The sequence below is a fragment of the Pseudomonas donghuensis genome, from assembly GCF_000696345.2.
GTDB classification, from domain to species: domain Bacteria; phylum Pseudomonadota; class Gammaproteobacteria; order Pseudomonadales; family Pseudomonadaceae; genus Aquipseudomonas; species Aquipseudomonas donghuensis.
The window spans coordinates 3,061,376-3,086,059 of the sequence record NZ_CP071706.1 but is presented as its reverse complement, the minus strand read 5'-3'; the positions used below and the strand labels follow the sequence as shown (position 1 = coordinate 3,086,059).

Sequence of the window (24,684 nt, the reverse complement as noted above, 5' to 3'; positions counted from 1 at the left end):
TTACGCTTGATTTCTCACCTTACCAAGGAGCAGGAAAATGAGCGTGGAGTGCTTTGTCACAGGGGGTACCGGCTTCATCGGTCAGCATCTGGTGGCGCTCTTGAGTGCACAAGGGCATACGGTCCGGGTCTTGATGAGGCGCCCGGAGCGACTGGCCGCATTGCGTGAGCACGTCGCCAGCCTGGGGGGAAATGCCGCCCAGGTGTTCGCCGTATCTGGCGATCTGCAGCGGGATAACCTTGGCCTGAGTCATGTCGACCGAGCCGTGCTAAGAGGTGCCCGCATCGTGTTTCATCTGGGGGCCCACTTCGCCTGGGGGCTTTCGCTGCAACAGTCACGGGCAGTGAACGTCGAGGGGTCGAGGCAGGTGGCGCTGTTGGCCGCTGAACAAAACAGCCGGTTGGTGTTGATCGGCGGCTATATGCTGAAGAATCACCAGCATCTGCGCAACATCGGTATTGATCCCCGTCGTCCAGAGCTGACCAACTGGCCCGCCGTTTACCGCAAGGTCGGTGGTTACGAGGCAAGCAAGCTGGAGGCGCATTTTGCGACCCTGCAGGTTATGGCGGCCCAGGGCGGGGAGATTACCGTTGTCCACCCTGCGACAGTCTGCGGCCACAGCCGCACCGGACACATCCTCGAGGGGCAGCCCCTGATGGAGCTGATACGCAACCTGGTGCAAGGAAAGCTGGCGGCAGTGCCGGGGACCCCCGAGCACTGGCTGCCGTTGGTCAGCGTGGATTACCTGGTCGAACTGGTGGCGGCCTGTGCGTTTGATCCCGCCATGGTGGGGCAGGAACTGCTGGCGCTTGATGACCAGACGCCCAATTTGCGAGAACTCCTGGCCCAGGCGGCACACCCGCTTGGCGTGAAAGCGCCGAAGCATCACATGCCGCTGCGACTGATGAAGTTGCTACTCAGCGTTCGTCCCATTGCGCGGTTGTTGAATACAAACGTCGAGGCCTTGGACTTCATCCAGACCACCCGTTTTGATACCGCGGCGGTCGAGCAATTTGCTGGCAGGCATGGCATTGCCAAACCGGATATCCGCGAAGCGCTGCGACACACCGCGACGTTCGTCAATGCGCATTGTCTGGGCAAGGATATCCAGTGACACCTGAAGCGAACTCGCCGCTCAGGCTGGGAACTGCTCTATGTATTGCTCCACCCATTCGTACAGGCGCTCGTCGAGCTGCGGCCGCTGCTGGCTGAAGCTGTCCTGGCAGGCGTTGAACAACGGATCCTGATTGACCCGCACGGCCAGCTCAATGGGGCTTTCGCGCTCGGTATGGGCTGCCCGTAGCCGTTGCTGGTGCTGATCGGCCTGTTCCAGGGTGTCCGCCAGGGCATCCAGTTGCAGGTGCCTGAGTTGGGCGATGGCCTGCGGCAGATGAAAGTGCAGGGCACTGTCAAAGCCTTCCCAGTCCTCAAAGGCCAGCCATTCGTGGAGCACCATGAAGCAACGCGGTGCCGGGGCCAGTTGTTCCAGCCGCTCGAAGGCCAGCCAGTACTGGCGCGGCAGTTGCTCGGCGGTTTCTATCGCCTGGGCGATCAGGTCCAGGGCCCGGGCCTTGTCCTGGTGATGTGTGCGCAGGATGCGCTGGGTCAGGGTGAAGCGCGCTTGCTCTACCGCGCTCAAGGCGCGGTTCAGGTCATAGCCTGCGTTGTGCAGATGCGCCTGGGCTTGATCGGCGGGCAGACCGGACTTGTCCACCAGCACCTGCAGCAGCTCGGTCTTGTAGCGCTCGGCGGCCTGCTGGGGGTTGCCTGCGCAGTGTTCCAGCAGGGCCTGGGCGTGGCGCAGGCTGATGGGGAGCACGCTGCGTAGCTGTTGAAGGGCCTGGATGTGCGTCGGGTCCATCGACTGCGGTGCCTCGGTGTTTGCTGGCGTTGGGGATGGCGGGCCGAACCTGTCACGGCTCGACAGCGTCAATGGGGGGCGGTGTTTGCGAGGTATTGGTGGTAAGTCACGAATTCGCCTTCCCGTTGATAGCCCAGTGACTCGTACAGGGCTTGCGCGGCCTTGTTCGAGGTAGCGGTGTCCAGGCTGATGCGGTCCGCGCCTTCGGCGCCGAGGAGGGTGGTCAGGTGGTTCATGAGATGGCGGGCGTAGCCGGCTTTTCTCGCGTGCGGGGCGACGAAGAGGTCGTAGAGCCAGTAGAAGCGCTTCATTGCCAGGGAGCACATGGCTGGGTAAATCTGAGCGAAGGCTACGGGGTTTTGCTCGTTGTCGAGGGCGAGGAATATTCGCGAGAGGTTGTTGTGCAGGTTTGATTGGAGGAAATCGCGGGATTTCTCCAGATCGTCCGGCAGCTCATAAAAGACCCGGTATTGGTTGAACAGAACGGCGGCCTGTTCCACGTCCTTGAGGCTGCATTCGATGATATGCATATGAAACTCCAAAAAAACGGATAGTGCGGTGTGAGTGTAAAAAATGCCAGCCCATACCTTCTTACATCCGCATTCGTTAGCACTCTGTTGATCCGTTAAGGTCAGCCGGGGTGAGTGAAGGGGGAGAGCGCTATCCAGTTGTTTGCATGGAGTACAAATGTACTCTTTGCGCTGCGCTTCCTGTTCGAATCGCCACCGCGAGCGTTTGTATGCTGTTTCAGCTCTAGGTTGAACGCTCGTGCACGGTAGGTGTTGCACAAATATTTGACGTGGGAGCAATATTTGCAGCCGCAGGCTTGCGGCCGAGCAATGCAGCGACACACCGGTTGACCCAGGACGGGCGACCCGACAACAAAAACAAGAGAAGTCATCGACATGGATGTGAGATGTGATCAGCTCAAGACGCTGACGGGCACCCTGTGCCTGGCGTTCGCCACCGGACTGCCGCTGTCGGCTGCGGCGGCCTATCAGGAGACCGGCCGCCCGGGCGACCCCGCCAGCTGGCGGTCGGCCGAATACCAGCAGGACTGGGGCCTGGAGCGCATGCAGACGAGCCAGGCCTATGCCGCCGGGATCACCGGCGCCGGGGTCAGCATCGGCGCCCTGGACTCCGGGTTCGATGCCGCCCATCCCGAGGCCAGCCCCGGACGTTTTCACTCGGTTACCGCCACCGGCCAGTACCTGGACGGCACCCCGTTCAGTGTGTCCGGGGTGCTCAATGGCGCCAACGACAGCCATGGCACCCATGTCACCGGCACCATGGGCGCGGCCCGTGATGGCGTTGGCATGCAGGGCGTGGCCTTCAATGCCCAGGTTTACGTGGGCAACACCAACCACAACGACAGTTTCCAGTTCGGCACCGGCCCCGATCCGCGGTATTTCAAGGCGGTCTACGGTGCCCTGATGGATGCCGGGGTACGGGCCATCAACAACAGTTGGGGCAGCCAGCCCAAGGGGGTCAGCTACCAGACCCTGGGCGACTTGCGCGCGGCCTACGCCCAGCATTTCCAGCAGGACACCTGGCTCGACGCCGCCGGCGACGTGGCGAGACGTGGCGTGATCAACGTGTTCAGCGCCGGCAACAGCGGGTATGCCAATGCCAGCGTGCGCTCGGCGCTGCCGTACTTCCAGCCGGAGCTGGAAGGCCACTGGCTGGCGGTGTCGGGCCTGGACAAGAACAACCAGCAGAAATACAACCAGTGCGGCATCGCCAAGTACTGGTGCCTGGCGACCCCGGGTGCGGCGATCACCAGTACCGTGCCCGGTGGCGGCTACGCCACCTACAACGGCACCTCGATGGCCGCGCCCCATGCCACCGGGGCCTTGGCCCTGGTCATGGAGCGTTATCCCTACCTGAACAACCAGCAGGCCCTGCAAGTGCTGTTGACCACCTCGCGCCAGCTCGATGGCTCGCCGACCCAAGGGCCCAGCGACCGGGTGGGCTGGGGCGTCCCGGACCTGAGCCGGGCGTTGCACGGCCCCGGGCAGCTACTGGGTGAGTTCGACGTCAACCTGGGGCGCGGGCAGGGCGATATCTGGAGCAACGGCATCTCCGACCAGGCCCTGGTGCAGCGTCAGGCCGAGGACGCCGCGGAACGCCAAGCCTGGCAGCAGACCCTCAAGGATCGCGGCTGGGAGAATGGCCTGGCACCGGGAGCCAGCCAGCAGGATCGCAGCGACTATGCCCTGGGCATGGCCCGGGACGCGGCTGCCGCGCAGCGGGTCTACCAGGGCAGCCTGGTCAAGTCCGGGGCCGGCTGGCTGGTGCTCACGGGTGACAGCAGCTACCGCGGCCCGACCCGGGTCGATGACGGGTTGCTGGCGGTCAACGGCAACCTGCAATCGGCGGTGACGGTCAACGCAGGCGGTACCCTGGGCGGCAACGGCCGGATCGGTGCCCTGACCGCCAGCGCCGGGGGCGTGGTGGCCCCGGGTAACTCCATCGGTACCTTGAATGTCGCCGGCAACCTGGACTTGCAGCCGGGCTCGACCTATCGGGTGGAGCTGTCGCCCACGGCCAGCGACCGGCTCGTCGTGGGCGGCCAGGCCAGTGTCGGTGGCGCCAATCTCAGCCTGGTGCCCCAGGCTCAGCCGAACCTGTTGGCCGGTGGCCCGGTATCCAGCCTGGTGGGGCGCCAGTTCGACATCCTGCAGGCAGCGGGTGGCGTCAACGGGCGCTTCGCCCAGGTCCAGCCCGGCTACCTGTTTCTGGGGACCGTACTCGATTATTCGGCCAACGGCGTGCAGCTGGACGTGACGCGCAGCGGCACGACGTTCGCCAGTGTCGGTGCCACGGCCAACCAGCGCTCCAGCGGCGGCGCCGTGGAGCGGCTGGGACCGGGCAATCGCGTGTATGAAAGCCTGCTGCTCTCGACCTCGGTGGACCAGGCCCGGGACGGCCTGCGGCAGCTGTCCGGGGAGATCTACCCGGCGCTGGACTCGATGCTGCTCAGCCAGGGCTCGGTCTTGCGCGATGCCCTGGGCGAGCGTGTGCAAGGTCCTGCACTGAATGCCAACGCGCCTGGAACGACTGCGAGCGAGCCAGGCTCTACCCAGCTCTGGCTCAAGGGCCTGGGCAGTTGGGGACGCATCGAGGGCGTGCAGGGCAGCGAGTTCTATACCAGTTCCCTGGGCGGGATGCTGCTGGGCCTGGACCATGACCTTGACGAGCAGACCCGCGCCGGCCTGGCCGCAGGCTACAGCGACAGCTCCCTGGGCATGGGTGGCAGCCACTCCCGGGCCACGGTCGACAGCTACCACCTGGGCGCTTATGCCCGCCACGACCTGGACCAGCTGCGCTTGAGCCTGGGCGGCAGCTACAGCTGGCACCGTGCCGAGGTCCGGCGCGACTTGGCCTATGGCGAGGTGTCCGGCCGCCAGCGCGCACGGGTCGATGCCCGCAGCCAGCAGCTGTTCGCCGAGGCGGCCTATCGCCTGGCTTTGCCGGCGGTACAGTTGGAGCCCTTCGCCAACCTGACCTACCAGCACCTGGACCGCGATGCCTTCCATGAGAAGGGCGACGCTGCGGCGCTGCAGGCTCGCGACGAGCAGCGTGATGCCTGGCTCAGCACCCTGGGCCTGCGTGGGCGCCAGCAATGGCAACTGGGCCCGCAGCAGGACCTGCAACTGGCGGCAAGCCTGGGCTGGCAGCACCGCCTGAGCGGGACCCAGGATCGCGAGCACCTGGCCTTTGCCGGTAGCGACCTGCCGTTCCGGGTGGAGACTGCGCCGGCATTGCGCGATGCCGCGCTGGTGGGGCTCCAGGCACGGGTGGGGCTGACCCGCGACCTGGACCTGAGCCTGGACTACCAGGGGCGCCTGGCCAGTCGTGAGCAACAGCATGGCGCGGGACTCAACCTGCAATGGCGTTTCTGAAGCGTCGTGGCGCTGGTGGTGCCAAGGGCTCGCCGGCCAGGCGTTGCAATACGGAGTTTGACCAACGCGGTTTTTCATCAATGCAACTAAGGAAGGTCGTAGTGAAGCAAGTCAGAAAGGATGACAGCGTGCTCGGGCAGGGCTGGCCCCTGGCCCCACTGGGTCGCGCATTGGTGGGCTGGGCGGCGCTGATGGGCACGGCCCAGGCCGCACCCTACGTGGAGAGTGGGCGCCTCGGCGACGCCAGCAGCTGGCGCAGCAGCGAATTCAAGGCCGATTGGGGGCTTGGGGCGATCCACGCCGACAGCGCCTATGCCGCCGGCTACAGCGGCAAGGGGGTGAAGCTGGGGATCTTCGACCAGCCGGTATACGCCCAGCACCCCGAGTTTGCCGGCAAGGACAAGATGGTGACCCTGGTCACCACCGGTATCCGCCAGTACACCGACCCCTACATCCCGGTGAAGGTCGGCGATGTTTTTCGCTATGACGGCAGCCCGTCGGTGGGCTCGGATGGCAAGCTCGGTTCCCATGGCACCCACGTCGGCGGGATCGCCGCCGGCAACCGTGACGGCGTGTCGATGCACGGCGTGGCCTTCGATGCGCAGATCATCAGCGCCGACAACGGCGACCCCGGCCCCGAGGATGGCATCGTCCTGGGCAACGATGGCGCGGTGTACAAGGCCGGCTGGGACAGCCTGGTGGCCAGCGGCGCGCGGATCATCAACAACAGCTGGGGCATCGGCATCACCGATCGCTTCGCCAAGGGTGGGCGCAATCCGGAGTTCCCGCATTTCACCGTGGACGATGCCCGGGCGCAGTTCGCGCAGATCCAGCCACTGCTGGGCACCTTGCCCGGTGGCGCCTATGACGGGGCCATCGCCGCCGCCCGCAGCGGGGTCATGACGATCTTCGCCGCCGGCAACGACTACAACCTGAACAACCCCGATGCGATTGCCGGGCTGGCCTATTTCGTCCCGGAGATCGCCCCCAACTGGCTGACCGTGGCGGCGTTGCAGCAGAACCCCGACACCAGCAGCGCCAACCCGTACCTGATCAGCACGTTCTCTTCCCGTTGCGGCTATACCGCAAGCTTCTGCGTATCGGCCCCCGGCACCCGGATCTACAGCGCGGTGATTGGCGGCACCAGCCTGGAAGACCTGACCCAGGGCTATGCCAACAAGAACGGTACGTCCATGGCCGCGCCCCATGCCGCCGGTGCGGCGGCGGTGCTGATGGAGCGCTTCCCCTACATGAGCGGCGCACAGATCGCCAGCGTGCTGCGCACCACCGCCACCGACATGGGCGCACCCGGCATCGATGCCTTGTACGGCTGGGGCATGATCGACCTGGACAAGGGTCTGCGGGGCCCGGGCATGTTGGTCACCGAACAGGACATTCCCGAGGCGTTCCGCATCGCCGGTGGCTACGGCCCGAGCCAGTTCGTGGTCGATCTGCCGGGTATCGGCGCCCTGGTGGATGCCGGCAAGCCGACCCAGCGGCGCTGCAACGACCTGGGCTGCGGGCTGGACCTGTGGAGCAACGATATCGCTGGCCATGGCGGCCTGACCAAGCAGGGCATCGGTACCCTGGTGCTTACCGGTAACAGCATTTACTCCGGCCCGACCCTGATCAACCAGGGACGGCTGGCGGTCAATGGTTCGCTGCAATCGGCGGTGACGGTCAATGCCGGCGGCGTGCTGGGCGGCAATGGCCGGATCGGCGCGCTGGTGGCCAACGCCGGCGGCGTGGTGGCGCCAGGCAACTCCATCGGCACCTTGCACGTGAGTTCCGATGTGACCTTCCAGCCGGGCTCGACCTATGCCGTGGAGGTGGATGCCGCTGGCAGCGACCGCCTGGTCAGCGATGGCAAGGCTTTCCTGGACGGTGCGAACCTGGGCCTGGATCTGCAGAACCCCGGGGTTTCGCTGCAGTCCCAGCGGGCTACGAGCCTGGTGGGGCGTCAGTACGACATCCTGGATGCCGCGGGCGGCGTGCAGGGCGGTTTCGCCAGTGTGCAGTCCAACTCACTGTTCCTCGGTGGTGGCCTGGCCTATACCGGCAGCGGGGTGCAGCTGGCAGTGCAGCGTAACGCCACTTCTTTCGCCAGTGTCGGCTTGACCGCCAACCAGCGTTCGGTGGCCGCGGCCGCCGATCAGCTCGGCGCGGGCAACCCGGTCTACGAGAGCCTGCTGTTGTCGGCCAATGCCGGCAGCGCCCAGCAGGCTTTCGATCAACTGTCCGGGGAAATTCACCCGGCGGTGGGCAACCTGCTGCTCAACGACAGCCGCCAGTTGCGCGACGCCGTGGGCGAGCGTACCCGCCAGCAGGGCGTCGCCGCCGCGCCGGCCGTGGAAGGCCAGGGCAACGGCCTGTGGGTCAAGGCCCTGGGGGCCTGGGGCAAGGCCGAGGGTGATTCCGCTCGGGCGCGCTATAGCAGTTCCATTGGCGGCATGTTGCTGGGGATCGACGGGCAGATGAGCGAGGACACTCGCGTCGGGGTCTTCACCGGCTACAGCGACAGTTCGCTGAGCATGGGCGATGGTCGTCATTCCTCGGCCAGCGTCGATAGCTACCATCTGGGTGCCTATGCAGGCAAGGAACTGGAGCAGATGCGCCTGAGCCTGGGCGGCAGCCACAGCTGGCACCGGATCGAGACCAAGCGCGAGCTGCAGTACAACGAGGTCAGCGATCGCCAGAAGAGCAAGCGCGATGCCCAGAGCACTCAGGTGTTCGGCGAGGCCGCCTGGAAGGTCGCACTGCCGAGCATGGCGCTGGAGCCGTTCGCCAACCTGGCCTATGTGCATATAGCCAGCGACAGTTTCAAGGAACATGGCGGCGCTGCTGCGCTCAAGGGTGGGCAGGATAACCGGGATGCCTGGCTCTCGACCCTGGGCATGCGCGCCGGCAAGCAACTGCAATTGTCCGGCGGCCAGGCGGTGGAGCTTTCCGCCACCCTGGGCTGGCAGCACAACCTGAGTTCCACCGGGGCCGACCAGCACCTGGCCTTCGCTGGCCAGGGCGATACCTACACGGTCCAGGCGCTGTCCCTGGATCGTGATGCGGCGGTGGTCGGTGCACGGGCGGGGATCGCCCTGGGTCGCCAGGCCCGGGTCAACCTGGACTACAACGGACTGCTGGGTAGTCGCGACAAGAGCCACGGGGTCGGCCTGACCCTGGACTGGGCGTTCTGAGGCCCCGGCAACAGATATGCAAGGTGTTGTACCCGCCCCGCGGACCTGGCAACGGGTTCGCGGGCGCAAGCTACCTCGTTCAGGTTGTGCTTGAATGGGCGTCAACGCCGCATCGTTGCAGGCTGCGAATGAACATTGATGTCGGTCCAGAACCGGTGCTTCAATGCGCGGCCCGTTTATCAAGGACTGGATAATGCTGCTCAGAGGAATACATCGGCTGTTGGTACTGCTGCAACTGGCCATCGGCATTGCGGGTTTTTTACTGTCGGCGCTCATCCTTGGCGAGAGCATCAAGGTCGGTTTGCAGCCGTTTTCAGCCATGTTCATGGCCTGCATCCTGGGCGTGGTCAGCCTCTGCGTGCACGAAGGCGGGCACTATCTGGGCGCCAAATGGGTTGGCATGACGGTGCTGGCGGCGCGGGTGCTGGCCTTGGAGATTCAGCCGCTGCAGCGTGGCTGGAAGGCTCGCTGGTCGCGCCTTGGCAAAGGCCAGCCACTGGCCGGCTATGTCATGGCAGCGCATGCCCCGCACCAGCCATTGCGTCGGCCCATGCTGGTTTTCACGCTGATGGGGCCGTTGCTCAACCTGTTGTTCGCGGGCCTGTGCCTGGTGCTGTATCCGCTGCTGGGCGGCGAGTTTGCGGCGCTGGTACTGGCGCTCGGGGTGTGCAATCTGACCACCGGCCTTGCCAATCTGCTGCCCACGGTCGCGCCGGGCCGGGTCAGTGATGGGGCGGTATTTCTGGCCTGGCTCTACAAGCCTGATGAACAGGGGCAGGCACTGGCCGGTGTGCGCCTGATGGCCTTGGGGGCTGCGGGTATGCAAGCCGAAGACCTGCCCGGCGCCGATCTTGATCACCTGAGTACCCAGCCGATGCCGGCGCCGTTGAGTGCGCTGGGCTATCGCTTGTATGCCCGGCAGAATCAGGCGGATTGGGCGGGCGCCGTAGCGCTTGGGAAGGAGCTGGAGGCCATGTTGGCGTCGCCATCCCTGGTGCTCAAGCAGTGCATGGTGCTGCTGGCGATTCTGCGGGCGGAGCTGGCCTTCTCCCGAGCCATGCTTGAGCGCGATGCCCGCGAGCTGCATGACCATTTGTTCAACGAAGAAACCGACTGGTACGCCCCAAGCTTCCGGCCGCGCTGCCTGGCACTGCGCGCTGCTCTTGCCGGCGATGCCAACCACCTGGCGCACCCTGTTGAGCAGGCCGTGCGCCTGGCCGGTAACAGTCAGGATCGGTCCCAGGGCCCGCGTGAAGAACGGCTGGCCGGTTACATCCAGGCGTTGCTCACGGCACCTGCAAGCTTGGCAGCGCTGCCCGACCCTGTGCCGAGAGCAGCGGCTCCACCTGCTTCCAACTGAAGGTCACATCTACGTCACAGCCATCGCCGGTGGCCTGGTTGGCCAGGCGCATGCCCTGGGTGTCGAAGCTCAGGTCGTAGGAGGCGTAGCTCGCCACGCCGGGGCAGTCGCTGTCCGCTGTGGCCTGGGTCTGGAGCCAGGTGGCGAATTTTTTCGGCAGGTTGACATGCCCGGAGAACGGGCTGTACCACTCAAAGCGCGTACCGATCCAGGTCCAGGGATCGACGCTTTCACCGGTCTGCAGGTTCCAGGTGTGCAGGCCCCAACTGATGCCGCCGCGACCATAGCCTGCGGTCCAGCGGTAGAACTTGACGGTGATCCACTGAGACGACCAGTACGTGGGGGTAACGCTGATCTCGCTGGTTTCGGCGGAGCCGCCGCGGCCCAGGTATTCGCGTCGCTCGCTGAAGAACGCTTGCTGGCCCTCGGGGCTGACGGCTAGGCGTGCCAGGTGTCGATTGATCGTGTGGATGGCTGGGCCATCTCCCTCCAGCTTCAAGGTGACCTGGGCGCCTTGGGTCCTGACCTGATAAGCGTGCTCGCCAAAGGTATTTTTCTCTACCTTGACGGGCAACGGTGCCGCCTCCATTGGCGCGTTATAGGCGTCGCCACCACAACCTTCGGCACTCGACCGCGTCAGCGCCAAGGGCAACGGCGTGCCGCCTGCGGCCTTGGTCCAGGTTCCGGTCAGCGTCTCGCCCTGGAGGGCGTCCAGTTGCCAGAACCCGGTCTTGCCGTCTTCGGCCCAGGGTTCGCCGGGCTTTTCCCGGGTTAGCTGGATCGGCGTGAGGAAGCGTTGGTAGTAGTAGCTGCCGTTGCTGTCGGGGGCGGCGTTAAAACAGGCGGTGATCGGGGCCTTGCCGAGGGTGCCTTTCCAGACGCCGGTGAGGTCGGTGGGCGCGGCATTGGCGTAGCCAGAAGCACAAGCGAGGGTCAGTACGGCCAAGGGCTTGAGCATGAGGATCGGACTTCCAGTTGTCTGACGGGTAAGCATCATAATTGCTGTCGCCTCATTTGGGCGAGGCGATGCTCATAAGCGGCTGTAGCCCGAGATTTTGAGACCTGTCAGCCAGAAACCAGTAGAGTGTTCATCACTGTCTGTTCATCACGGCCCTCCATTCGATTCGCGTAGTCGCGCCAAGCGCGTGCAGCGAGCGAACTGGGCAAAAAACTGTATATCAAGCGTTGTTTGAAGAATGAATCGTCCGCTGTTTGTTTCTCTCGATGGGCCCAAGGGCACCGGCAAAACCACACTGTTGGAGGCCGTGACGAAAGTACTGCGGGCAGACAACAAAAAGGTGATCCGACTCTGCGAGAAAAAAAGCGACCCTTATCGGGGTGAAACAATGGCCCTGGTTAACACGCTCGCCAGAAATCCCAGCCGGGATCTGGAGTTGGGGGTGTGTGAGCGCTTTGCTGATAGCCGTACCTGGATTTCCCAGCACGTGCTGACCAAACAGCCAGCGGACAGCATCATCCTGATCGATCGCTGGTACCCGTCCGATGCCGCGTTTCGCCGGATGGTCCCGTTTGCAGAGATTCTACAGTTGAACATGGATCGCAACGTGCGAGTGCCAGACCTGCATGTCGGGGTTGTCACCACCCCTGAGGTTTCATGGGCGAGGGCAGCGGCACGAACCCGTGGGCTGAGCAGCACTGTGATGCATAAGCTGGAAGAACATGTCGCTTGCACCAAGGCGTTCGAGCAAGCGGTTGCAGATCACGGCTGGGTTTTGTGCCGTAATGAAGGAACGGTCGAAGACGCAACGATGCAGGTGGTTTCTGAGATTTATAGCGTCCTTCGCTAGGGAAACGGACAGGGCCTATGGCCGCTTTTTGTACCGGTCCGACTAGAAGGCGTCAGCCTGGAATGGAGGCATTGCTCCAACAATAAATTTGTACCCTTTGCGCGTGAACCTTGTGTTGAGGATCGCAGTCTTAGCCGAGCCCTTTTTTCGGCATTACCGCCGTCATCCCACCAGAGCTGTTCGCCCCATGCGCCAAGCCGTCCGCTGCCCCCGCTTTGTCTCGCTCTGCCTCATGCCTTTGTTCCCCTTGCTCGCCAGCCCCGCCCATGCCAGCGGAGAAAGGCAATTGGTGGAGGCCATCAACGATTACCGCGCCCAGCCCCAGCGCTGCGAGAGGCGCGTGGTTCGGGTCTCGACGCCGCTGGCGTTGAAGTCGAACCTGGCGTTGCCGATCGGCTATAGCGGCGGTTTGCGGGAAAGGTTGAAGGCTGCCGGCTATCAGGCAGTGACGGTGCGAACCATCCGCCTGGTCGGCGCGCAAGATGCCGAGGAGGCCTTTGACATGCTCCAGAGCGACTACTGCGCGGCCCTGCTCGATAGCCAATTTGCCGATATCGGCGTCAGTCGCGCCCGGAACGAGTGGCGGGTGGTGCTGGCGCGCCCCTTGCTCGATGCTCAGCTCGGCGATGGGCGATCTGCGAGCACAGCGTTGCTGGCACAGGTCAACGCAGCACGGGCGAAGCCGCGCCTGTGTGGTCGCCAGCGCTTCGCCGCGGCACGTCCGTTGACCTGGAATAGCGCTTTGGGGACGGCGGCGCAGAGACACAGCCGGGCGATGGCCAACGGCAATTACTTCGCGCATCGTGCCCCCAACGGTGATTTGCCGGCAGATCGGGCGTGGGATGCGGGCTACCGTGGCCGTCAGATCGGCGAGAATATCGCCGCAGGGCAGGGCTCACCGAGCAAGGCGATGGCAGGTTGGCTGGCCAGCCCCGGGCATTGCGCCAATCTGATGAACCCGATGTTTACCCAGGTGGGCGCGGCCTACGCCGCGAACTCGCGTAGCGACGAGGGCGTGTATTGGACGATGCTGTTCGGCGCGCCTTGAGGGGGCGCGAGCCCCGGCGGGTCCGTTTATTTTCGGCGGGGAGGGTGAAGTGGCGGGTGGTGGGAGCGTTGCATTAGCGTGTGTTCTTCTGCTTTTGTAATCGTCTTTTCATGGTGGACAATCCAAAACCTTGCGCTAGCCTGAAAGTTCTCCTCTAGGGAGCAGATCAATGCCTTGCTTTGGCGTGTTGCTGATACCGGCACTGCACTCCATCAGGCGTTTGATGTGAACTTTGAGTCAGCGCGGGCCATGTACGGCCCTCATACAGTTCTGAAGGAATAGAACAATGTCTACGATTGATTTTTCATTACTGAAGTCCAACGTAAATGACTCAGCATCATTGATGCCTAGTATTGCCAATAAAAAAATCCTCATGGGTTTCTGGCATAACTGGCCAGCCGGCCATAGTGATGGTTATCAAGGTGGGCAGTTTGCCAATCTGAATTTGGTGGATGTACCCAAGGACTACAACGTTGTTGCTGTAGCGTTCATGAAAGGCCAAGGTATTCCTACCTTCAGACCTTACAACCTCTCCGATGAAGAGTTTCGCCGTCAGGTAGGCGTGCTGAACAGCCAGGGACGGGCGGTGTTGATCTCATTGGGCGGCGCCGACGCTCATATTGAGTTGCACAAGGGGGATGAGCAGCCACTGGCGAATGAGATCATTCGCTTGGTTGAAGTCTACGGTTTTGATGGGTTGGATATCGACCTGGAGCAAAGCGCCATTGATTTTGCTGACAACAAGACGGTGCTGCCGGCGGCCTTGAAACTGGTGAAGGATCACTACAAGGGCGAAGGGAAACATTTCATCATCAGCATGGCACCTGAGTTTCCCTATCTCAGAGTTGGCGGCAAGTACGTTGGTTACATTCAGGCCCTTGAGGGGTACTACGACTTCATCGCGCCTCAGTACTACAACCAAGGTGGCGATGGGATCTGGGTGCAGGAGGCCAACGGTGGTCAAGGTGCCTGGATTGCACAGAACAATGATGAGATGAAAGAGGATTTCCTCTACTACCTGACCGAAAGCCTGGTGACTGGCATTCGGGACTACATCGCCATCCCCGCAGATAAATTTGTCATTGGCTTACCGGCCAATAATGACGCTGCGGCCACTGGCTATGTGATCGATCCTGCTGCAGTTGTAAATGCATTCAAGCGTCTCGACGCTGCCGGCCATTCCATCAAAGGGCTGATGACGTGGTCTATCAACTGGGACGACGGCGTTACCAAGCACAATGTTCCCTACAACTGGGAGTTCTACGATCGTTACTCCCCGTTGATTCACGGCGGGTCGGCGCCTGGTGACCGGCCAACGGCGCCGGCGAACCTGTCCGCCAGGGACGTAACCGAGATCAGTCTGACCTTGAGTTGGGGGGCTTCAAGCGGCCCTCGTCCGATCGAGACATACACGCTATACCGAAATGGGGCTGCGATAGGCCATGCGGCAGCTTTAACGCTGAAGGACTCAGGCCTAACGCCGAACACTCAGTACAGCTACTTTGTCACGGCAACAGACTCTCAGGGAAATGAGTCGCTGCCGAGCAAGAGCCTGAGCGTTCGAACTGCTGGAGACATCCCTGATCCAGAGTTCCCCGAGTGGCAGTTGAACCATCGGTATCGCAAGGAGGATGGCGTGACTTACGAAGGCAATCATTACGTGTGCCTGCAAGAGCACGTATCAAACTCAGGCTGGACACCACCAGTCGCCTTTACCCTGTGGTCGAAGGTCGCAATCAAACGGCGCGCTTAGAGCGCTATGCAAAGCCCGGCTTCAATGCCGGGCTTTCATTGCTTGCGGATAAGCGGTCAAAGCTAGCCAGTCATGGCCGCGCCATGACTACTCCACGGCTTGGGCCAGTCCCTGATCCTCGCCCAGAAACCCACCACTCTGGTGCTGCCACAGGCGAGCATAGGTGCCGTTCCTGCCGAGCAATTCGGCGTGCGTACCTTGCTCGATGATGCGCCCCTCATCCATGACGATGAGTCGGTCCATAGCCGCGATGGTGGACAGCCGGTGGGCGATGGCGATGACGGTCTTGCCCTCCATCATTTCGCCGAGACTGTCCTGGATAGCGACTTCCACCTCGGAATCCAGCGCGCTGGTGGCCTCGTCGAGCAGCAGGATCGGGGCGTTCTTGAGCATCACCCGGGCAATGGCAATGCGTTGGCGCTGGCCGCCCGAGAGCTTGATGCCGCGCTCACCCACCAGGGTGTCGTAGCCGCGATGGCCCTGCTTGTCGCTCAGCTGGTTGATAAAGCCATCGGCCTGGGCATGGATCGCGGCAGTGCGAATTTGCACATCGGTTGCATCGGGACGGCCATAGGCGATGTTGTCGCCAATGGAGCGATGCAGCAGGGAGGTATCCTGAGTGACCATGCCGATGGCGCTGCGCAGGCTGTCTTGCGTTACCTCGGCGATGTTTTGTCCATCGATGCGGATCACCCCCTTGTCCACGTCGTAAAAGCGCAGTAGCAGGTTGATCAGCGTGGACTTGCCGGCGCCGGAGCGACCCACCAGGCCGACCTTTTCACCTGCGCGTATCTTCAGGCTCAGGCCATCGAGCACCTGGCGCTCACCGTTGTAGTTGAAGCTTACATTGTCGAAGCTCACCGCGCCGCCGCGTGTCTGCAGCACACCCGCGTTCGGCGCATCCTGCACCTTGGGGCCACGGGTGAGGGTGGCCATGCCATCCTGAACGGTGCCGATGTTCTCGAACAGTGAAGTCATTTGCCACATGATCCAGTGCGACATGCCATTGATGCGCAGGGCCATGGCGGTAATCGCCGCCACCGCCCCGGTACCGACTTCACCCTGGTGCCACAACCACAGGGCATAGCCGCCTGCGCCCACAATCAGTGCTACCACCAGCATCTGGTTGACGATCTCGAACTGGCTGACCAGGCGCATCTGGCGAAAGCCGGTTTGCTTGAAATCCTCCATCGCCGCACGCGCGAAGTGCGCCTCACGTTTGGAGTGGGAGAACAGTTTCACCGTGGTGATGTTGGTGTAGGCGTCCGAGATGCGACCGGTCATCGATGACCGCGCATGGGCCTGTTCCTGCCCGACTTGCCCCAGGCGCGGCACGAAGTACAGCATGGCCAGCCCGAACAACGCGACCCAGGCAATGAAAGGCAGCATCAGCTTCAGGGCGAAGCCACCGGCCAGGGCGATGATGGCGATGAAATACACCCCGATCCCGGGGGCGATCTCGATCACCGTGAACAGCACTTCGCGCACGGCGAGTGCCGTCTGCATCACCTTGGTGGTCACCCGGCCGGAGAACTCATCGGAAAAGAACGAAAGGCTTTGCCGCAACATCAGGCGATGGAAGTCCCAGCGCAATCGCAGCGGTAGATTGATCGCCAGTATCTGGTGCTGCACCAGGGTGCGCAGCGCCACCAGCCCGATGCTGCTAAACAGCACGATAGCGATACCCCAGAGCACGCGACGTTCCTGGCCGTCGGCAGCGCCGCCTGCCTGCCAGGACGAGAGCAGGTCGACGACCTGGCCAAGAAAGGAGAACAACCAGGCTTCGTAAATCGACACACTGGCACTGAGCAGCGCGAGCGCAAGCACATAGCCACGCGCGCCGCGCGTGCAGGCCCACATAAAGCGCAACAGGCCCACCGGCGGGGGTGGTACTTCGTCGGGCGGGAAAGGGTCGAGGCGTCGTTCAAAAATCTGAAGCATGGCGGTTTCCGAGTGATGATGGACATCGTTGAGCAGAGGTTGTTGTATTTGCTTTAAATGTAAAGTATTCGCATTTATACTGCGCGACCACGCCTTCCTTCCAGGCATTCGTTCCCCCCTTCGCGCAGGTCATCGTGCAGGTCGAGCCTAGCAAACCCACACTCCTGGCAACATTGGTTCGCCATTATGACGAGCTGGTGGATCATGTGCGCCGACGTTTCGGTGAACGGGTCTCCGTAGCGAGCGTCGACGCCAGATCCGCTCTACAGTCAACTGATGCGTAACAGCAACAACACCAGCCACCTGCCAGCGCCGGGTACGGTGTTGACGGCGACTTATACGCATCAGTGGTAATGAACAAACCCTCTGCGCCGATCGGTGTAGCAAACTGTGTGGTGATCATGGGTGGAAATGCCGCTCCAAGCAGATACGGCGGCGCCGATAAAAGCAACAACATGCTTGATCTCCAGCAATTGCCTGGCGATGGCACTGAGGGGAATGGATGTTCCCCGTTGGGTCTCTCCGATCAAGGGTGGTGGCGGTTAGCCATGACGGCAATGTACGATTCAGGTTTCGTCTCCGACATGGATAGCGGCACATGGAGCTTCTAGCATTAGTCGCAGGGATAAGCGCCTGCGTGTTCCTCGTTCAAAGCATCAAGGCCAAGGGATTGATCAGCCAGCTCAAAATGGAGCTGGCGGCCAGACAACACGACATAAAAGTTATCGAAGAGGCATCAGCTGCGCTGAAGTCGAGACTGGAGCAAACGCTCAGTGAGTTGGAGCGCTTCAGAGACATCCTAGATGCTGAGGCTGAAGCAGCGAGGATCTTGGGCGAGACAAGGTCTGAGCGAAATCAACTCCTGCAGCAAGCCCAGGTAAAAGTGCAGGAGGCCGAAAACCGCCTGAAACAGGCCATTTCAGATGCGGAAGCTGAGAAATCTCAGATCCTGGGGAAAACCAGGCTGGAGCGCGATCAGCTCTTGCAGCAAGCACAGTCAAAGGTGAATCAAGCTGAGAGCCGACTGCAGCAGGCCATTGCTGATGCCGCCAAGATCATTGCCGATGCCCAAGAACGTGCCGAGCAGGTGGCTGGGGATGCCTTGGCCGCTATGGGCAAAGCCAAACATTACGCTGATGCAGCCCAGGCCATGAAGAATGTCGTAGAAGGGTATGGCGACGCGTACATCGTGCCGACCTACAACCTCCTGGACGACCTGGCGGAAGAATTCGGCTTCACTGAGGCTGGCCAGAAGCTCAAAGCAGCTCGGGACTTCACGCGTTTCATGGTCAAGGCGGGAAGGGCGGCTGCGTGTGATTATGTTGAGGCAAACCGTCGCGATACCGCGGTTCGGTTCGTCGTAGACGCATTCAACGGAAAGGTCGACTCCATCCTTTCTCGTTCCAAATCTGACAATCACGGCAAGCTTGAGCAAGAGATCCGCGATGCCGCTGCCTTGGTCAACCTCAATGGAGCACCGTTTCGCAACGCGCGGATCACAGAGGAGTATATGAACTCCCGCCTGGAGGAGCTGCGTTGGGCGGTAACGACAAAGCTGCTCAAAGACCAGGAGCGTGAAGAGCAACGTCAACTGCGCGAGCAGATCCGCGAGGAAGAGAAGGCTCGCCGGGAGTATGAGCGAGCGATCAAGGATGCCGCTAAAGAAGAGGCCACCTTGCGCAAAGCCCTGGAGAAAGCACAGGAGCAAGTTGCCGCCGCCAGCGCCGTTGAGCGTGCCGAATTCGAGGCTCGGCTGGCTCTTCTCCAAGAGCAGTTACAGGCTGCCGAGGACAAGAACCAGCGCGCGCTCTCCATGGCGCAGCAAACACGTGCAGGCCATGTTTACATCATTTCCAACATCGGCTCGTTCGGAGAGCAGGTGTTCAAAATCGGCATGACGCGCCGGCTCGAACCGCTGGACCGGGTGCGCGAGCTCGGCGATGCCAGCGTGCCCTTCGAGTTCGACGTCCACGCCATGATCTTCAGCGACGATGCACCTGGCCTTGAAAAACAGCTGCACCGTCACTTCCTGCGGGAGCAGGTGAACAAGGTCAATCCGCGCAAGGAATTCTTCCGCATTGGGCTGCCTGCCATCCGCGCTGAGCTCGAGCAATTGCGAGTCGAGACGCAATGGACGATGAGCGCCAAGGCGCTTGAGTTCAAAGAGACTCAGCGCATCGAGCAGCAGATCCTCGAGAATCCTGCCATCGCCGCAGAGTGGACGCGCCATCAGCTTGAGATTGAAGAAGCCATTGATCACTCGGAGGAGGAAGCTTTGGCTTCAGCCTAAACGCTCCTTGCCAACATCGGAAAAGGATTCATCACTCCAGTAACCTCCGGTACGACGTATGACGATGTACTCTTGGGAGTTAGATGAAACCCATCGGGGGCTACGGGCTTGCCGCTAGAGGATTGCAGTGCTAAGCCCCATCCACTGGATGTCCTTCAAGAAGGCTTAGGTGATCAAGAATGGCATATCGCCCGGATTCAGTTGGGGAGGTGAGATTTTCCAAACTCCCGTATTAACGTTTCAGGATGGAAGTCAGGGGCAGGGCCGATGGTACAGCTCTGGTGGCCAGCTTTCCGCCTTCTACGATGACATTCAGCAGGAGGTGCACGCACTCCTCGTTGGTTATCTGACCTATCGAGCGACAGAAGAGCCTGAGGTTGCAGCGGTTGAGATTCTCGCTCAGATGTCTAGGCATGAGCGTGTGGCATGTGAGAGAGGCAAAATGCAGCTGGAATGGTACGGCAAAGTGCTGGAAGAGGCTGGCACAGCAAATCAGCAAAGCCAGGTTGGCGCTTGATCCCTCCCGCGCTCTGCGGCTTCACAGATCTTAATATCATCCTGGAGGCGGCATTACTCCGCAGCAAGCTGTGCGCACCTGATAACTCCAAAAATGGCCGTAGCCGGCTGTCGGCTGTCGGCTGTCGGCTGTAACGGATTCAGATCTGTGTAATTGATCCTCACCATCCGTTTAGGCGAGACCAATGGCTGATCTCTCCATTTTCCTCCAAAGCCTCGTAGGCTTGGTATTGAGCACCCGTGGCGCAGGCATGGTTGGGCAGAATACGCAGCCGGGTTCCAATAGGAAACTGCTGCTCGATTTCTACCTTTTGGCCTTCCTCGAAAGACGCCACACCGTGCTCTTGGTTGGCTGAGCGCAACTGAAGCCCGTCGATGAGCTTGCCCTCAGCATCGCAAACCAGGCCGTAGCCGACATCGCATTGCTGGGACGTCAATGACTCAGGCCAGTGTCTCGGAAGGCTCGCTACCCAGGTGGCCAGTTACGACGTAAGCAGCGGCGCGCGCCAGGCCAGCGGCATAACCGGCCGTCGAGAAATTTTCAGATGTCGTCAAGCGCGATCGCCAGAGTCTCTTGGCTAGGTAAACCGCGGACTCCTCCAGCAATCAGCTCAGCGTATACACCGGAAAACATTCACACAAATGCATTACCCGGCGCCGGCTGTTATCCAGCCGCGCCGCGTTGTTCGGCTGTTCCAGCAGGTCGGCGATCAGGTTCGCCACTTCGGCACATTCCGCTTCACCAAAACCACGCGTGGTCAGCGCCGGCGTGCCGATGCGAATGCCGCTGGTGATCGCCGGTTTCTGCGGGTCATTGGGAATCGCGTTCTTGTTCAGCGTGATGTGGGCGCTTTCCAGCAGTGCTTCGGCATCTTTGCCGGTGATGTTCATCGAGCGAAGATCGAGCAGGAACATGTGGCAGTCGGTGCCGCCGGACACCACTCGCAACCCCCGCCGGGTCAGGATGTCGGCCATGGTCCTGGCGTTGTTGATCACCCGCTGCTGGTAAAACTTGAACCCATCGTCCAAGGCTTCATTGAACGCCACGGCTTTGGCGGCGATGACGTGCATCAGCGGGCCACCTTGGTAAACCGGGAAAATCGTCTTGTCGAGCAGGGCGGCGTATTGCGCCTTGGCCAGAATTAAACCGCCGCGCGGGCCGCGCAAGGTTTTGTGGGTGGTGGAGGTGATGAAGTCAGCGATTCCGACCGGCGACGGGTATACGCCCGCAGCGATCAGTCCGGCGTAGTGCGCCATGTCCACCATCAGGTAAGCGCCGATTTCATCGCAGATGTTGCGAAAGCGTTGGAAGTCGATGGTCCGGGAATACGCCGAGGCCCCGGCGATGATCATCTTCGGCCGGTGCTCCCTGGCCAGGGCTTCCATTTCTTCGTAATCGAGCGTCTCGGTTTCCTTCTCCAGTCCATAGGAAAACGTCCGGTAGAATTTGCCGGAAAAATTCACGGAGGCGCCGTGGGTCAGGTGACCGCCGTGGGCCAGGGACATGCCTAGAATCGTGTCTCCGGGGTCAAGTACCGCCAGGAAAACCGCTTGGTTGGCCTGGGACCCGGAGTGCGGCTGAACGTTGACGTATTCGCAGTTGAACAGTTTGCGGGCGCGTTCGATGGCCAGGTTTTCGATCTCGTCGACGACCTTGCAACCCCCGTAGTAACGCTTACCTGGATAGCCTTCGGCGTACTTGTTGGTGAGCACCGAGCCCTGTGCCTGGAGCACTTCTTCGCTGACATAGTTTTCTGAAGCGATCAGCTCCAGGTGGGTTTCCTGGCGATTGCGTTCGCGGTCGATCAGGCGTGCGATGGCGGGGTCGAAATTTTGCAGGCTCATGGTGTGATTCCTTAAGTAAGTGCTTCGGCCGACGGCGCAGGCACGTGATGTCGCAGCCCTCGTGACTGGCTTGCGGTCGAGCCGGAGAGAAAAATGGAGGTGTCTTTCAAGCCGCTAGCTTTCCATCGAGATTGCCGCCGAACGGCCAGTGGTGTGATAGGCCAGTTGCTGTTCCTGTTTGTGCCGTCATGGTCGGCTGCCCTCGGCGATGGCGGCCGCTTTGTTTTCCCGGGTGTAGGTCAGTACGAAATGCGCCACAAGGCCGAAGATCAACCCCCAGAACGCGGCGGCCAAGCCTAGGAAACTCATGCCCGAGGCCGTCACCAGAAAAGTGATCAGCGCTGCTTCCCGTTGTTTTTCGTCGACCATGGCGCCGGTCAGCCCGGCACTGATCGCGCCGAACAAGGCCAAGCCAGCGAGGGAAGCAATCAACTCTTTCGGCAGCGCGGAAAACACCGAGGCCAGGGTCGCGCCGAAGGTGCCCATCAGAATGTAGAACACCCCGCAGGCGATCCCGGCGATGTAGCGTTTGTCGCGGTCTTCGTGGGCTTCGCGGCCGGTGCAGATCGCGGCGGTAATGGCTGCCAAATTAAAGCCGTGGGAGCCGAACGGTGCCATCAGGATCGAGCCAATCGCGGTGACCGAAATGATCGAGCGCGCCGGCGTGTTGTAGCCCGAGGTGCGCAACACGGCCATGCCCGGCACGTACTGACCGGTCAAGGTCACCAGTGCCAGCGGCAGGCCAATGTTGATGATTGCGTGCCAGCTCCATTCAGGGGCGATGAAGACTGGGTGGGCCACTACGATGGTGATCGAGCTGCTGTTGAGTTCACCGAACGAGGCGGCCACGGCGCAGCCGACAATCAGTACCGACAGAATCGCGTAGCGCGGCGAAAAGCGTTTGAAGATCAGGTAAACCGCGATCATTGACAGCACCAGCGCCGGTTGCAGCTTGATCGAAGTGAACAGTTCAGCGCCGAAGCGGAACAGGATGCCAGCGAGCATGGCTGCTGCGATGGCTTTGGGCAGGCGACTCATCAGTTTGTCGAACGCCCCGGACAAACCGATCAAGGCAATGATCACCGACGCCACCACATAGGCGCCTATGGCCTGGGGCAGGGTGACGGTGGGCAGCATCGACACCAGCAATGCTGCGCCCGGTGTCGACCACGCCGTGATCACCGGAATCCTCAGACGCCAGCTCAGGAGCAGGCCGGTAATCCCGCTGCCAATGGAAATGGCCCAGATCCACGAAGACACCACGTCATTGGGCAGGTGCGCTTCCTTGGCTGCCTGAAACACGATGATTAGGGGGCCGGCATAGGAAATGATCACGGCGATAAAGCCCGCAATGACGGCTGACAGGGATAGATCCTTTCTGAGTGCGTCCATGATGTCTCGACTTGGCGCGGCAGAGGCGCGCAGTTATCAGGGGAGGATTGACTCGATTGATGCGATTCGAGGCGAGTGTATTTTAAAGAATTGAGTTGATTCAATAGGCTGGGTGATTGTTGCGAGGCATATTTTTGCTATCAGCGCCTTTTTTTTGGCTATAGTGTAGCTAAACAATTGATTTATATGCTTATTTACTAAAATAGAAATATATTCCCATTACGATGCATAGCGATTCAAAAATCGATTCAATCGACTCAATATCTTGATTTGACCGATTTATTAATTGCCTAACCTCCATGTGATATGCTCGCATATTCATCATTTCTACGATTGGCAGTGATCATTCATGTGGGTTCCCCAGCTAAGCGAGTTCAGCCAGCCGATGTACTTGTCGATTGCCGACGCGTTGGCGCGCGATATCAGCAACGGCGTGTTGAACGAAGGTGATCGCCTGCCGACCCTTCGGGAGCTGGCCACCACGCTGAATGTCACACCGGGCACCATCAGTCGGGCCTATAGCGAAGCCCATCGACGTCGTCTGGTTCAGGGGGAAGTGGGGCGTGGTACTTATGTGCTCAACCAGAAGCAGCTGGAACTGCCGGCGAGCAATAGCGCCGCGCCGCTGAATCTGGGGCAATCCGAATTAATCGATCTTTCAATCATCAAGCCCTACGGCGAAACCCTGGAATACTGGTTGCGCGGCGCTCTGGTGGATATGGCCAAGAGCACCGATTTCGCTAGAACCCTGGATTACGCGCCGGACGGCGGTCATCCGGCACATCGCGAGGCGGGTGCGCAGTGGTTGCGCCATTCGTTTCCCGATGCGCAATGGCAGCAAGTGGTGATTACGGCCGGGGCCCAGCATGGCTTGATGGTCGCGATGAGCGCCCTGACCAACGCCGGTGACCTGGTGCTCTGTGAAGAGCTTTGCTACCCCGGCATCATTTCCATGGCCCATGGCCTTGAGCGCCGCCTGCGTGGTGTGCCGATGGACGACGAAGGCATCATTCCCGAAGCGTTGCGCGAACTGTGCCTGCGAGAGAAACCGGCGATGCTGGTTTGCGTGGCGACCTGCCAGAACCCGACGGCGGCGATCATGTCGCAAAAACGTCGGGCCCAAATTGCGGCACTGGCCGAAGAGTTCGATTTCATCATCCTGGACGATGACATTTATGGCTTCCTCGCCACCGATCCGTCGATCAAGCCGCTGTCGGCGTTTGCGCCGGATCGTTCGGTGTACCTGACCAGCCTGTCGAAGTCGGTCATGCCGGCGCTTCGCATCGGCTATATCTATAGTCCGCCGAAACTGCTGTCGCGCCTGACCTCGATGGTGCGCAGCAGCGTCTGGATGCCGTCGCCGTTGACTGCGCAACTGGCCAGCAATGTGATCACCGAGGGCCTGGACAAAAAGCTGATCCGCATCCAGCGCAACGAAGCCTCCGGGCGGCAAGCGATTGCCCGGGAAATTTTTGCCAATTTCGAGCTCAAGACCCAGCCCTATTCGTACCACGTCTGGTTGACGCTGCCCGAACCCTGGACCAGTGACGAATTCAGCATGCTCGCCCGGGCCAACGGTGTGCTAGTGCTCAGTGGCACCCAGTTCCAGGCTGAACGGTCCGGGAGCACCCGTTGTGTGCGACTGGTGTTGATGTCGCCCACCAGCCAGGACGAACTGCGCTTTGCCCTGACCAAACTGGCCAGCCTGATCGATTCCGATCCGCGACGTTACTACTGAGTCGCCGCAGGCTGCAATATTTCTCGTTTCCAACGA

General features: G+C 61.3%; 17 protein-coding genes and 2 pseudogenes. 12 read left to right on the top strand and 7 right to left on the bottom strand.

The window, feature by feature from the left end:
- The first annotated feature begins 37 nt into the window (after positions 1–37).
- Positions 38–1,114, top strand: coding sequence for an SDR family oxidoreductase (locus BV82_RS14485; protein ID WP_036997204.1), 1,077 nt, complete (start codon positions 38–40; stop codon positions 1,112–1,114).
- Positions 1,115–1,135: 21 nt separating this feature from the next.
- Here BV82_RS14485 and BV82_RS14480 read toward each other — a convergent pair whose 3' ends face one another.
- Together BV82_RS14480 and BV82_RS14475 are read right to left on the bottom strand one after the other, a co-directional pair.
- A complete protein-coding gene (locus BV82_RS14480; RefSeq protein WP_010220091.1) occupies positions 1,136–1,861 on the bottom strand; it encodes a hypothetical protein in 726 nt (241 codons plus the stop codon).
- A gap of 68 nt (positions 1,862–1,929) precedes the next feature.
- Entirely contained in the window at positions 1,930–2,391 is a 462-nt protein-coding gene (locus tag BV82_RS14475) for a GNAT family N-acetyltransferase (RefSeq protein ID WP_010220090.1), read from the bottom strand.
- Between the two features lie 375 nt (positions 2,392–2,766).
- Here BV82_RS14475 and eprS point away from each other — a divergent pair, with 375 nt between their 5' ends.
- The 3 genes from eprS to BV82_RS14460 all read left to right on the top strand — a co-directional run bounded on the left by eprS (position 2,767) and on the right by BV82_RS14460 (position 10,317).
- Positions 2,767–5,766 (top strand): autotransporter serine peptidase EprS, encoded by a 3,000-nt coding sequence (gene eprS, locus BV82_RS14470; protein ID WP_036997205.1) that lies wholly within the window; start codon positions 2,767–2,769, stop codon positions 5,764–5,766.
- Positions 5,767–5,957: 191 nt separating this feature from the next.
- Positions 5,958–8,957, top strand: coding sequence for an autotransporter domain-containing protein (locus BV82_RS14465; RefSeq protein WP_103143311.1), 3,000 nt, complete (start codon positions 5,958–5,960; stop codon positions 8,955–8,957).
- 193 nt (positions 8,958–9,150) lie between these two features.
- Entirely contained in the window at positions 9,151–10,317 is a 1,167-nt protein-coding gene (locus tag BV82_RS14460; protein ID WP_145959310.1) for a M50 family metallopeptidase, read from the top strand.
- Here BV82_RS14460 and BV82_RS14455 read toward each other — a convergent pair.
- Positions 10,244–11,275: a hypothetical protein gene (locus tag BV82_RS14455; protein WP_036997207.1), complete on the bottom strand. Its 1,032-nt coding sequence runs from the start codon at positions 11,273–11,275 to the stop codon at positions 10,244–10,246. The genes BV82_RS14460 and BV82_RS14455 overlap by 74 nt on opposite strands.
- A 238-nt stretch (positions 11,276–11,513) precedes the next feature.
- Here BV82_RS14455 and BV82_RS14450 point away from each other — a divergent pair, with 238 nt between their 5' ends.
- The 3 genes from BV82_RS14450 to BV82_RS14440 all read left to right on the top strand — a co-directional run bounded on the left by BV82_RS14450 (position 11,514) and on the right by BV82_RS14440 (position 14,926).
- On the top strand, positions 11,514–12,125 hold the full coding sequence (locus tag BV82_RS14450) for a dTMP kinase (RefSeq protein ID WP_036997208.1): 612 nt from the start codon (positions 11,514–11,516) through the stop codon (positions 12,123–12,125).
- 187 nt (positions 12,126–12,312) lie between these two features.
- Complete coding sequence (locus BV82_RS14445; protein ID WP_036997209.1) at positions 12,313–13,173, top strand: CAP domain-containing protein; 861 nt, start codon at positions 12,313–12,315, stop codon at positions 13,171–13,173.
- A 286-nt stretch (positions 13,174–13,459) separates the two neighbouring features.
- Positions 13,460–14,926, top strand: a complete 1,467-nt coding sequence (locus tag BV82_RS14440; protein ID WP_010220083.1) for a glycosyl hydrolase family 18 protein — start codon at positions 13,460–13,462, stop codon at positions 14,924–14,926.
- An 87-nt stretch (positions 14,927–15,013) separates the two neighbouring features.
- Here BV82_RS14440 and BV82_RS14435 read toward each other — a convergent pair whose 3' ends face one another.
- Entirely contained in the window at positions 15,014–16,867 is a 1,854-nt protein-coding gene (locus tag BV82_RS14435) for an ABC transporter ATP-binding protein (protein WP_010220082.1), read from the bottom strand.
- 134 nt (positions 16,868–17,001) lie between these two features.
- On the opposite strand from BV82_RS14435, the pseudogene BV82_RS26440 reads away from it, so the two are divergent.
- The 4 genes and pseudogenes from BV82_RS26440 to BV82_RS14425 form a co-directional block, all read left to right on the top strand.
- Positions 17,002–17,097 (top strand): annotated as a pseudogene (locus BV82_RS26440) (RNA polymerase sigma factor); the annotation flags it as partial.
- 28 nt (positions 17,098–17,125) lie between these two features.
- Positions 17,126–17,221, top strand: a pseudogene (locus tag BV82_RS26730) (hypothetical protein); the annotation flags it as partial.
- 244 nt (positions 17,222–17,465) lie between these two features.
- Entirely contained in the window at positions 17,466–19,157 is a 1,692-nt protein-coding gene (locus BV82_RS14430; protein ID WP_010220081.1) for an SNIPE associated domain-containing protein, read from the top strand.
- 169 nt (positions 19,158–19,326) lie between these two features.
- Positions 19,327–19,674: a hypothetical protein gene (locus BV82_RS14425; RefSeq protein WP_036997210.1), complete on the top strand. Its 348-nt coding sequence runs from the start codon at positions 19,327–19,329 to the stop codon at positions 19,672–19,674.
- A gap of 160 nt (positions 19,675–19,834) precedes the next feature.
- Here the strand turns inward: BV82_RS14425 and BV82_RS14420 are convergent, their stop codons facing one another.
- From BV82_RS14420 to BV82_RS14410, 3 genes are all read right to left on the bottom strand, one after another.
- Entirely contained in the window at positions 19,835–20,110 is a 276-nt protein-coding gene (locus BV82_RS14420) for a type III PLP-dependent enzyme domain-containing protein (RefSeq protein WP_244993519.1), read from the bottom strand.
- A gap of 169 nt (positions 20,111–20,279) precedes the next feature.
- A complete protein-coding gene (glyA, locus tag BV82_RS14415; protein ID WP_036997211.1) occupies positions 20,280–21,518 on the bottom strand; it encodes a serine hydroxymethyltransferase in 1,239 nt (412 codons plus the stop codon).
- A 186-nt stretch (positions 21,519–21,704) separates the two neighbouring features.
- Complete coding sequence (locus BV82_RS14410) at positions 21,705–22,910, bottom strand: benzoate/H(+) symporter BenE family transporter (RefSeq protein WP_010220078.1); 1,206 nt, start codon at positions 22,908–22,910, stop codon at positions 21,705–21,707.
- Positions 22,911–23,259: 349 nt separating this feature from the next.
- Between BV82_RS14410 and BV82_RS14405 the strand changes: the two genes are divergently transcribed.
- Positions 23,260–24,648: an aminotransferase-like domain-containing protein gene (locus BV82_RS14405; protein WP_010220077.1), complete on the top strand. Its 1,389-nt coding sequence runs from the start codon at positions 23,260–23,262 to the stop codon at positions 24,646–24,648.
- Positions 24,649–24,684 lie beyond the last annotated feature (36 nt).